At 54.8% G+C, this 11,766-nt stretch carries 8 protein-coding genes; 2 read left to right on the plus strand and 6 right to left on the minus strand.

The window, feature by feature from the left end:
• Nucleotides 1-3,654 carry a carboxypeptidase regulatory-like domain-containing protein gene (locus A3850_RS16165; RefSeq protein ID WP_068218827.1) on the minus strand — a complete coding sequence of 1,218 codons (3,654 nt, stop codon included), beginning with the start codon at nucleotides 3,652-3,654 and terminating at the stop codon, nucleotides 1-3.
• Between the two features lie 458 nt (nucleotides 3,655-4,112).
• Between A3850_RS16165 and A3850_RS16170 the strand changes: the two genes are divergently transcribed.
• Nucleotides 4,113-5,135 (plus strand): LacI family DNA-binding transcriptional regulator, encoded by a 1,023-nt coding sequence (locus A3850_RS16170; protein ID WP_068218831.1) that lies wholly within the window; start codon nucleotides 4,113-4,115, stop codon nucleotides 5,133-5,135.
• A 20-nt stretch (nucleotides 5,136-5,155) separates the two neighbouring features.
• Here the strand turns inward: A3850_RS16170 and A3850_RS16175 are convergent, their stop codons facing one another.
• From A3850_RS16175 to A3850_RS16190, 4 genes are all read right to left on the minus strand, one after another.
• A complete protein-coding gene (locus tag A3850_RS16175) occupies nucleotides 5,156-6,331 on the minus strand; it encodes an AIR synthase-related protein (protein ID WP_068218834.1) in 1,176 nt (391 codons plus the stop codon).
• 159 nt (nucleotides 6,332-6,490) lie between these two features.
• Entirely contained in the window at nucleotides 6,491-8,497 is a 2,007-nt protein-coding gene (gene pulA, locus A3850_RS16180; protein WP_082921873.1) for a type I pullulanase, read from the minus strand.
• Between the two features lie 94 nt (nucleotides 8,498-8,591).
• A complete protein-coding gene (locus A3850_RS16185; RefSeq protein ID WP_068218837.1) occupies nucleotides 8,592-8,843 on the minus strand; it encodes a hypothetical protein in 252 nt (83 codons plus the stop codon).
• Between the two features lie 44 nt (nucleotides 8,844-8,887).
• Complete coding sequence (locus tag A3850_RS16190) at nucleotides 8,888-9,640, minus strand: CPBP family intramembrane glutamic endopeptidase (RefSeq protein WP_068218840.1); 753 nt, start codon at nucleotides 9,638-9,640, stop codon at nucleotides 8,888-8,890.
• A gap of 132 nt (nucleotides 9,641-9,772) precedes the next feature.
• Here A3850_RS16190 and A3850_RS16195 point away from each other — a divergent pair, with 132 nt between their 5' ends.
• Nucleotides 9,773-10,414 (plus strand): porin family protein, encoded by a 642-nt coding sequence (locus A3850_RS16195; protein WP_068218843.1) that lies wholly within the window; start codon nucleotides 9,773-9,775, stop codon nucleotides 10,412-10,414.
• Between the two features lie 24 nt (nucleotides 10,415-10,438).
• Here A3850_RS16195 and A3850_RS16200 read toward each other — a convergent pair whose 3' ends face one another.
• Complete coding sequence (locus A3850_RS16200; RefSeq protein ID WP_068218846.1) at nucleotides 10,439-11,614, minus strand: HRDC domain-containing protein; 1,176 nt, start codon at nucleotides 11,612-11,614, stop codon at nucleotides 10,439-10,441.
• Nucleotides 11,615-11,766: the final 152 nt, after the last annotated feature.

Consider the following 11,766-nt stretch of genomic DNA (forward strand, 5'->3'; position numbering starts at 1 on the left):
TTAAAGGCTAAAGATGGCACCGACAAAAATGCGGCGGGGAAGCGTGAAGAAATCAGGGTTGAGGATTCTCCATTGGTAAGAGGCCAGGTAGCCATCGAGGGGACGCGTGCCTTCGGAAACACTACGAATCTGGTCGCGGCCAAAAGAGGACTGCAGGAAGCCAGGATCGTCGGGTGAACCGGTTACGGAGTACACGTTGAGGACATTACGGCGGTCGAGAATGTTACTTACCCGGAGGTAGATGTTCATCCGGCTACCGTTATTAAAGTCGATGTCCTTGTTGACCTGACCATTCAGGAAGAAGGTGGCAGGCTTACGTGAACCGTTGATGGCTCCACGCGTACCGGATCCACTCAACTCAGCAGGAACGAAAGTGCCGGTGTAGGGGCGGCCACTGACGGCTGAGCCCTGCAGGTTAGCACCCAGGTTCTGAAGCACCTTGGGAACGTTTGGTCCACTGCCGAGGCGGTAGTCCAGTACGAGGTTTACGCGGTGGCGTTCATCGTTGTTGAGGGGGAAGAGCGTACGCAGGTTACCCCGGTTACCCAGGCCACGCTGGCTGGTAGAATTGGAACCCGTACCGTCAGCAAACTGAAGGGTGTAGTTGGCATTCACCGTGAAGTTGCCGATACGGCGCAGGTCGTAAGTGAAGCTGAATCCTTTTACCGTACCGAAATCCTGGTTGTCGTACGTCTGGTACTGACCAACAATTGGGACGGGAACGTAAGTCCGCAGCTGAATCATGTCACGCAGCTCCTTGTAGTAAGCGGAGATGGACAAAGCTGACTTGGGCGTAAGGATGGTTTTAAAACCTACTTCGTAGTCAATCGTCTGCTCGGAACGCAGGTTGGAGTTGTTGTACGTCTGAGAAAAGGCACGGTCCGTGAAGTAGAAGTAATCCAATGCCGTAGTGATCGTATTGCTCGGTGGGCGCTGGAACAGCACGTCGTAGTGAGCAAAGAAGTTGGCGTCGTCAGAAATAGGGAAGGAGAAGGACAGACGTGGCATCACGTTAAACTGCGCTTCGTAATCCTCAAAGGAAGTCTCAACCGTAAAGTCATCATCCTTGATGAAGTTATTGGAGCCCTCTACCAGTGGGTTAGCGTAAGCGGGGAAAACCAATTGGTCACGAATACCCTCAATCTCCTGGAAGCCATTGGCAGGGTTACCGTCAGCGAAGAACCAATCCTCACCGTTACGGTAGGCGTTGACGATGTCGCCACCGGCCTCCGTTACGTAAACGGCGTAATCGTCACCAATACTACCAGGTCGGGTAGTGCCATTTGCGTCGTGGAAGTCACCAGCACTCTGGATCTCATAAAGGCTGAAGGGGTCCTTCAGGACCTTTGTATTCGCATCGTAACGATCGATACGTACCCCCAGACGGAAGATCATATCGTTGATGGTAAACTTGTCCTGTAGGTAAGCCGCCGCGTAGATCGGGCGGTTCGGAGCTACCAGGAAAGTACGCTCACCGGTGTTAGGGTCACGAACGAAGAAGTCGTCAAAAGAACCGTTGAATTCGTTACCCAAGTAATCGTAACCGAAGTAGTTCAAGAGGTTGTTACTAGCCAACTCATCGGGGCTGAACAAGTCCAGGCTCAGTTGATCGGGCGTCAGACCATCCGTGTTAACGAACTCATCATTATCCAGGCCAAGGCGGTCGCGAATGTTATTGAAAAAGCGACCATCACCGTTGCTGATACTAGGTGCGTAGACGGCGCTCATGACACCACCAACGTTGATGCTATCGATGACGCGGTTCTCGTCGGAAACGGCATCCAGTGGCTGGTTAGCCAGCTGGCGGGCTACCGTCCAGAGGCGGAAGGGGCTCAAGCCATAGCCGCGATCGGTACGCTGTTCGTACATGATACCGAGCTGAATGCTGTGGCGGCTTTTCTGAGGATCGTCACCCGGGATGATGTCAAAGTTGGCATTTGCCTGGAAGGTAAAGCGATCGTTATCGGTGTTCTGGAAGGTATTGTATATCCGACCTACGTTGCCGTGGAATCCCCAGGTGCTGGAGTAAAGATTCTGCGTCAAACCATTGATGGCGGGAAAGTCATCCAGGGTTGAAGAAGTGCCGTCTCCCTGGTTCTGAATGGCAAACTCTGCGTCGGTGAAGTTGAGCAGATCATTGTCAAACAAGAAGTTATTGAAGTTGGCCAAAATGGGGTTAGCTGAGCCTTCATCGTTGTACCCACGGAGCACCTCCCGGTAATCGACGTGGTTAAACTCGACCATTCCTGTTTCCGCATTGAAATTAGGTTCGAATACCGGAATGAAGTCGCGGTCAATGGAACCGACGTAACCGTAGTCAAAGAAGTTACCGCCGTGGACGGCGTCACTCTGATCTGAAGTCTCATTCTCGTAGGTAAACTGTAGGTCGTAGTTCGCATTCTGGATCAGGCTCTTGTCCTGGCCCTCGGCATCAGCTACACCTGCACCACCAAGGCGGTGGCGGAATAGCAGGTTTACCCGGTAGTTATCGCTAAAGAAAGTAGGGTTCCGGTTACCGTTAAGCAGTCTCCAACTACCATCTTGATTTTCATTCGGCGTGAACTGGTTCTCGCCGTCGCTGTACGCACCGGATAATTGAACGTCGATGGCATCACTAAGGCGAGCGGTGATCTTACCGTTCAGGTTAAGCCGGCTATTCGCTTCGAAGGGGCGCGTTTCTACTGCACTTACATCCTCATCGGTTAAGAAGTCGGCTGCAACGAAGGGGCGTTCATCCACATAACGGATGGGGTTATCTTCCAATCCCTGGCGAATGTCATCACGAGCTACGAAGAGAGGAACTGCGGAAGGGTTGTCATCTTCCCGGTAGGTGTAACGGCCGGAGAGGCGGTAACCTAAAACGGCTTTCTGATCCTTATTCCTCAGAATCGGACCACTCAGGGCGACACCTGCCAGGCTATTGCCGTAAGCATCCAGGCCTTCGCTGGTTTCCGCTTCGGCGTTTACCGTAAACTTGTCGCTAAAGCCTTTAGTCGTAATGGAGATGATACCACCGGTTACGTCACCGTAACGGGCCTCAATACCACCGGTTACTACCTGCAGCTGCTCGATCTCCGCATCAGGAATACTGACGGAGCTTACACGCACACCATCCACGTAGTAATCAGTCGCGTTCTGGCGAGAACCACGGATGTTGATGCCCGCGCCTTCGTCCGTAGACGTAGCACCAGCCACCGTAGAAGCGATGGCGTTAATGTTACGGGTAGGAAGGTTGCGAATTTGCTCAGCCGTGATAGTTTGACCCTGCGTCGTGTTATCCTGCTCGACGAGTGGGACTTCGTAAGCGGTTACGACGATCGTTTCAATGTCAATACCACCGTCATTGGTGACTTCGACGTCGACGTTATTCGTCTTACCCTGCAATACGTTGACGCCCGTCAGTTTCTTGGGGGGGTATCCGGTGTAGTCGATCTGCAACTCGTAAGTACCGGGGTCGATATTTGCGATGTAATAGTTACCGTCAAAATCGGTTTGGGTGCCCTGATAAAACGCGCCGTTCTTCAATAGTTGAACGGTGGCGAAGGGGAGCGTTTCTCCGCTGTCCATATCCGTAACCTGGCCTTTGATGGCGGTCTGGGCGAATGCGACGGTGGTGGAGAAGAGCAATAAAAGAAGGAGTAGATTTCTTTTCATACCTGGTGAGTTACTGGGTGGTCCACTACCAAACAGGGTAGCTTCTTACCTACAAAAGTGTAATACAAAGACGACAAAGTCCGCGCGGTTAAGTCCGCAAGACCGTCGGCCGACAAAAAAGAGGGGCTTGCAACCAACCTTTTTATACGACGACCAAACATCTGGCCCACGGCCGGCAAAAGTAATCAAATCGTCACGACTTCCACCATCAAATTGCGGGGCCACGGTAACATGCGGTACATTCTCAGGTCATCCGGCTCCCCTACCCTTTGCCTCGCACCTGCGTCAGCGCCCCCATTTTACTACGACGGCGACTGGCAAATCCCCGCCGGAATGACACGTATCTTGCTGAGTACCAAATAACAGCGTAGGCACCGTGTTAGCATTTGACTCGAAGTCGTACATTAGCCCGGAGACGCATTATTTACTATCGTAGCAATCTTGATAAATTTAGCTCCATGAAAAAGGATGCCAACCGGATCACCATTCACGACATTGCCTCGGAATTGGGCTTGCACGCTTCCACCATCAGCCGGGCGCTGAGCGATAACCCGGCGGTGAGCAAGAAAACGCGGGAGCTGATCAAGGCCAAAGCCCGGGAGTTGAACTACCGGCCCAATCAAATGGCAGCGGCCCTGCGCCGCGGCCGCAGTGATATGCTGGGTGTCATCGTACCGGCCATCGATCGTAACTTTTTCGCCAGCGTCATCCGTGGCATTGAAGAAGAGGCTAACGTAGCCGGGCTGCACGTAATGGTTTGCCAGAGCTACGATGATTCCGAGCGCGAACGCGTCCTGGTAGAAGGCCTGCAGGCCATGCGGGTTGATGGTATAATCATTTCAACGGCAAAGGATGGCCTGAACGACGCCGACTTCTTCAAGTCCATCTCTGGCAGTGGCACACCAGTTCAATTCTTCGATAATATGCCCGCGGGACTAGATGCCGCCGCCGTGGTGATTAACGACCGCCGGGGCGCCTACGCCGCCACCAAACACCTCATCGATCAGGGTCGCAAACGCATTGCCCACATGCGAGGCCCCCAACACCTGGACATTTACCGGGAACGCTTCGCCGGGTATCAGGATGCACTTAAAGAGGCCGGATTAGAATGTTCGGATGCGCTCACGGTGGACATCAATTCTCACTTCGACAACGGCCGGAAAGCGTTCGCGCACCTGTGGTCGCGCGATCTGAAACCGGATGCCGTTTTTAGCGCCAGTGATTACTCCGCCGCCGGCGCCATGCAATCGGCGCAGGAGCACGGGCTATCCATTCCGGCGGACGTAGCCTTCGTTGGTTTCGCCAACGAGCCCTTTACGGAGTTGATGACGCCGTCCCTCTCCAGCGTGGATCAGCAACCCCTCAGTATGGGGCGCAAGGCAGCCCGACGCATCATGCGCCGTATCAAGAATGAAGCCGTTGAAAAAGAGCGGGTAATTCTGGAGCCCAGCGTAATCGTCCGCGGTAGCAGCGCTTCCTAGCGGTGCTTTCCGAGTTGGTCCTACTCAAAATAATCCTCGACACCGTTGGGAAGGTGCAGCGACACGGTTGGTTTTGCTGCTTCCTCTACCCTACCGACAATCTGAGCGTCGATGTTGAAGCGGGCCGCAATATCGAGTACCGCTGCTGCTTCTGCTTCCGGCAAGTAGACTTCGAGCCGGTGGCCCATGTTGAAGACCTGGTACATCTCCCGCCAATTGGTGCCGCTTTCCTTGCGGATCAGGTCGAACAAGGGCGGTGGGGCGAATAAATTGTCCTTCACTACCCGTACGTCGTCGATAAATTTGACCACTTTAGTTTGAGCGCCGCCCGTACAGTGGATCAGACCGCTGATCTTGGGCTGCAATTCATCAAGCAGCACCTTCAGTACCGGCAGGTAAGTCCGGGTGGGGCTGAGTACCAATTTTCCGGCGGGCATGGTTTGGCCATTTCCGAGGTCCACCTCCTCCGTAAGTGAGCGGGAACCCGTGTAGATCACTTCTCGGGGGACTTCGGGGTCAAAGCTCTCGGGGTATTTATCTGCGTAATCGTGTTTGAATACGTCGTGGCGGGCACTCGTGAGTCCGTTGGACCCCATGCCGCCGTTATATTCATCTTCGTAGCTCGCCTGCCCGTAGCTAGCCAGGCCCACGATGACATTTCCCGGCTGAATGTTGTTGACCACCAATTTATCACGGCGTAAACGGGCAAAGGTGGTGTAGCCCACGTCGATCGTCCGCACTATGTCCCCTACGTCGGCGGTCTCGCCACCGGTCAAGTGGAGGCCTACTCCCTGGTCGGCCATGCGGTCCGCAAATTTTTGGGCACCCTGAATGATGGTCGCCAGTACTTCGCCGGGAATCCGGTTCTTATTGCGGCCGATCGTGGAGCTGATCAGGATGTTGTCGACCGCGCCGACGCACCCCATATCGTCGAGGTTCATTACGAGGCTGTCCTGCACGATGCCTTCCCAGACACTCAGGTCACCCGTTTCCTTCCAGTAGAGGTAGGCGAGGCTCGTTTTGGTTCCCGCCGTATCCGCGTGCATGATGTTGCACCACTCAGCGTCGCCGGCGGCAACGTCGGGCAGGACCTTACAAAAAGCCTTTGGGTACAGGCCCTTATCCAGCCCTTTGATGGCTTCGTGCACTTCGGATTTGGTGGCGGACACGCCCCGCTGCTCGTATTTTGAGGTCATGGCGCGAAGATAGCAAAAAGAGTAGCCGGGGTGGGCGGAATGCCACTTCATTCGCCTTCTGCAGAATCGGGTTAGACCATTTCTTATCCTTAGGGCGCACCGACTGAGTGCGGGACTAAATGCGGGCGCTGCCGCGGGTGCCAGGAGATTGGCAAGCAATCAGGACCGGGCCAAAATCAGCATAGAGGAGCCACTGACGTTCGTCCGGCGACTAAGATCACGCCCGATGCCATCCGAGTTGACTTTGCCATCCTTACAGATCACTTTCCAGCTACCGGCGGGGAGGGGAAGCCTTTTGCTTTCCGGCGCCCCGTTGTAAACGACCATGATTTCGGACCAATCTTCCTCCGGCGCGTCCTTGATGGTGTAGGCAACGAGCTGATCATCCTCCGTGTCGACGAAAGCAAGGTGTTCCTGAATGGCGGCCGTGGACCCAAGGCGGAACGCGGGGTGGGACTTACGCAGCGCGATTAAATCCTTCACGTAGGCCAATGTTTGCGGGTGCTGCGCCTTCGTCTTCCACTTGATAGCATTGACGGAGTCGGGGCTTTTGTAACTGTTTTCCTCCCCACCTTTAGACCGGCACATCTCCGTACCGGCGTGCAGAAAGGGGATGCTCTGGCTCGTCAGGACGATACCGAGAGCAAGACGGTGCATCTTTTCCCGCGTGCCCGGTCCATTGCTTTTATTGCTGATGGCGATCCGATCCCACAACGTGTGGTTGTCGTGACAGCTTACGTAACCGATCGACTGCGTGGGCTCCGGCGCCCAGGGCGCGTTGCTGTAGTTGACGCTATCGTAAGTGATCTGTGGATGTTGGGTGGAACCGACGACGCCGAAGCGGACGCTCTGGTCGACATTACGGGCGCCCGTAGCGAATCCTTTTTCTTCGTGGATAAATACGCTCCCCTTGATGCCATCCCGGATGTCGTCCGAGAAAGCAGCTACCCGGTCGAGACGGGGGGTATTGGCTTTGAGGGCCAGGAGACTGTCGGGAAGGGGGCTATCGCCGGCCTTCCAACCCTCTCCGTAGAGCAGGACGCTGGGGTCCGCCTCGTGCAGTTGCTTGGATATCTCATTCATGGTGGCAATGTCATGGATACCCATCAGGTCGAAGCGGAAGCCGTCGACGTGGTATTCCTTCATCCAGTAAGCCACCGATTCACGGATGTACTTACGGACCATCGGCCGTTCACTGGCGATCTCGTTGCCACAGGCGCTGGCGTTACTCATCGTGCCATCCTCCCGGAAGCGGTAGAAGTAGTCGGGGATCAACTCCTGGAAGTGGCTGTCCTCAGATTTGCCCGTGTGGTTGTAGACGACGTCCATGACGATACGGATACCAGCTTCGTGGAGTGCCATGACCATTTGCTTGAACTCCCGGATACGCACCTTTCCGTCGGAAGGGTTGGTGGAGTAGCTGCCTTCCGGTACGTTGTAATTCTGCGGGTCGTAGCCCCAGTTGTACTGGGCCTCGTTTAACCGCGATTCGTCCACGGTAAAATAGTCGTAGCTGGGTAGAAGGTGGACGTGGGTAACGCCCATTTCGATGAGGTGGTCTAAACCCGTCGCTACCCCAGCCTTCGTCTTTGTTCCCCGTTCCGTCAGTCCAAGGAATTTACCCTTGTGCTCGATACCAGAACTGGGGTCGATACTGAGGTCGCGGACGTGCAATTCGTAGAGGATGGCTTCACTCTTATCGGCGAAGTCGGGTGCCTTATCGTTTTCCCATCCGGTGGGGTTGGTCGCTTTAAGGTCGACGACCTGGCCGCGGAGGCCATTCCTCCCTACGGCTCGTGCGTATGGGTCCGTCGCTTCGGCTTTCCAATTGCCGTTGACGCGGATCTGGTAAGTATAATAGGTCCCGTCCAGGTCACCGGATTGCACGATCGTCCAGGCGCCGTCGATCTCCTCCATGTCCAACGTCTCGTCGGGGCTGGCGGAGGGATTATCCGTAGAATACAGCTTCACCCTGGCCTTCTGGGCGGCGGGAGACCACAACTTGAATATTGTTTTCTCGGGCGAGTAGGTTACGCCAAGGTCATTGTAGCCGTATACGGGATATTCGTCGAGAGAATTGTAGACCGGCCGGTCCGGCTCGCAGGAACTGAAGAACATACTGAGGAGAACGATAAGAACGGGTAAGAATAATTGGCGAATGGTCATTGAGGCAATGTGCTGAAAGGTGATTGGTTCCGCAATCTCGTAATGGGCTGCAACAAATTTGGGGTCCGGCTAAAGATAAGTACGTCGTTAATCTTTACGTGGATACATTGGCCTCTGCCGCCTGCCGCGCTTTCCACTGCTCCAACTTCCGAGCGGCGCGGTAGGACCGGAACTGATTCCGAGAGAGAAACCCTAAGAACAGCGCGGGCGCTCCCGGCGCAAAGCTTTTGATGGTCATGTTCTCACCATCCGTGAAGTAGAAGTAGGCAGCTGCAATCAGGAAGCCGGCAAAAACCAGCGCGAAGAGCCCCAAGGCGATGCCGGTGATCAAATGTTTACGCGCCATGATTAAGTTCTAGGGTTACGTTTAGTGAGGATTCGGTACTGAGGTTAACGACGGCCTAACAAGTACCACGCCATCAAGCCCCCAAAAATATCAATTGCCGTATGGAGTAGGATCAATGGCCACAGGGTTTCGGTCCTTAGGTAAAAGAAGCCAAACAGGATGGCCATAACCACAATTTTCAGGACGGCCTTCCAACCTTGATAAAAATGCCCCAAACCGAAAGCCACCGCCGGTATTAACATCGCACCTGCGACAGCGCCCGTACCATCTCCGAAGAGTTCCAACAGATAAGTGATCATGAAACCGCGGTAAACGATCTCTTCGCCAATGCCCGCCGCAAAAGCCAGAAATATGAAGTTGAGGAATTGGGTTGCGGAGGATGGCAGAAAACCCAGTTTGCGGAATCCCTTTCGCGTTTCTTCCCGCCGCTCCGCACTTCCCGCCTCCAGGAGGACATCGAGTAAGTAAAGACCAACGAAAGCGGATAGAACGATGACTGCCGTCAGATCATACGGTTGCTTCCCCCACCCAAGACCAATCTCCGTAAGCGGCCGGCCGGCAAACCACCAACCCGCCAGGACTAGGGCAGCCATCGTAAATAGCAGACCTCCGTTACTGTAGTAAAGGTGGGTTTTCATCCGCTGCGTCCAGTGAATACGCTTACTGCTCTTTGCGCGGCGGTAGCTCGTCACGAATAAGATGGCCGGGAAGACGATGCCCAGCAGAACGAAGAGGATGTGCAGATGAAGTTGGATAGGAGTCGGACTAGCGAATGAGCCATGAAAAGGTGCGGCCACCCACCATTGTTGAACGGCTTGCGGCGGGGAAGTAAAATAACGACATTCTTTTCCGCAAAGTGCGAACGCACCCCACGAACACGCTGAGCGGCGGGCTGTTTGAGGGGGCATTAACCAATTAATCTACCGGCCATGACCAGATTTTTGCTCAGCTCACTGTTCGTTTTGACCTTCACCACCGCCGCCTTCGCCCAGTCCTTCGGCTTGCGGGTAGGCGCCAATGCTACTGACGCCAGCTACGAACGGGAAAGCAACACCATCGAAACCGAAGGGGAGACCAACCTCATGCTGGGCATCTTCCTCAATATTCCGCTCGGTACTGATTTGATCTCTTTGCAGCCAGAGGTAAACTACCTCAACAAGGGCTACAGTTTTGAAAACGGCGTCTCTATCGGTGGCAACTCGGTTTCTTTCGACCGGACGCTCAGCTACGTCGACCTCGGCGTACTGGCGCGCCTCAACCTGGGCTCAGATGACGGCCTCGGCTTCTACGTTGGTGCCGGCCCTCAGTTTTCCTACGCCGTAAGTGGCCAGGTTACCGTGATCGACGTGATGGGCGAGACCGAGCGGGACGTTGACTTTGACGTCGACAACCTCAACCGGTCCGAACTACAAGTGACTGGCGTAGCAGGGCTCACCTTCAACCTGGGCATCAAATTTTTCGTCGAAGGCCGCTACAATGGGGCACTTACCAACCAATCCGACCAGGGACCGGATGAGATCCGCCAGCGTTCCATTGGCATCAATGGAGGCATTATGGTGCCGCTGCGGTAGCTTATTTCCGGGCGGGCTGGCCGTTTAGTGCACGAGGGCAATCTTACCACCCTCGATGCGCATACCCAGGCTTTCGAAGTTGCGGATCCAGTTCACGAAGTCGTCGCCCAGTAACTCACGGCGCCAGCCGGAGCCAAGGATGGACTTCCTCACTTCCGGGTCCGACTTCATCTTGCGGATAGTATTGCGCGGCATCACCAGCGCGTGGCTGATCTCGACCTCCCGCGCCCGGTACTTCATGATGAGGTACAGGAGCTCGACGATCATATCATCTTCTTCGTCCTCTTGGCTGAGGCGCTGAATGGACTTTGCGATCGCCAATTCTTCGTCGGTAGCGGGCTCGTTGTACATCTCCACGAACATGTCTCCGTAGCGATCAATGGTGCGGCCGGGCAGGCGGCGATTTTGCGACATGGATTCCTTGCCTCCCTTTACGCCACGGGCAAGTTGGGAAATGATCTTGCTCTGCAGGATCATCTCTTTGCTGTAGTTCTTGTGCTCGGCCGTAGCGCGGCGCCACTCGTAGAGGCGGAGTAAAAAGACGCGTTCCTTCGTGCGGGCACTGCGGGCTACGTTGCTGTTCAGGAATTCGTGGTTGGGGTCCCGGTAGTAGTAATCGGGGGAGGCCATTAGGTTGCACTCTTCGAGGGCCCACTCCTTGCGGCCGTTCTCCTCCAGTTTACCCATGATGGTATCGTAGAGTTGGCGCAGGTAGATCACGTCGTTCAGCGCGTACTTGATCTGCTTGGGCGTCATCGGCCGCTGCGCCCAGTCCGTGACGGCGTAGCCCTTACCCAACTGTTCTCCCACTTCAGCTTCTACGAGTTTGGCAAAACTCATTGGGAAGCGGTGGCCGATAAAGCCGGCGGCCACCTGAGTATCAAATAGGTTTCTCGGCACCAGGCCAAAGTTGTTGTACAGCAAGCGGTAGTCATTATCCCCGGCGTGGGTGATCTTTACGATGGACTCATCCTCGAGCATCTTCAGGAATGGTTCGAGGTCCTTGATGGCAATTGGGTCAATCAAGTAGTAACCATTATCCGTGCTGACCTGGATGAGGCATAATAGCGTCCGGTACCGCTTTTCGCCGATGAACTCCGTGTCAAATCCCATCCAATCAATACCGCGGTTAGCTTCGGCAAACCCTTCCAGGGCCTGGGGTGTCTGTATAAAAGTGTAGGGGACCTGAGCTTGCTGCATGAAACGGGGGGCTAATGAGCGGCCAAAGGTACAATACCCACTCTTGCGGTCGTTACCTTTCGAAAGCCTTTGTCTTCCAGCCCTTTCTAACTGTTAAGACTTGTGTTCCGTTACGTCGATTATATGCTTGAACTATCAATTTCAACCAGTAC

It is taken from the genome of Lewinella sp. 4G2 (assembly GCF_001625015.1).
In the GTDB taxonomy this organism is placed as follows: Bacteria; Bacteroidota; Bacteroidia; order Chitinophagales; family Saprospiraceae; genus Neolewinella.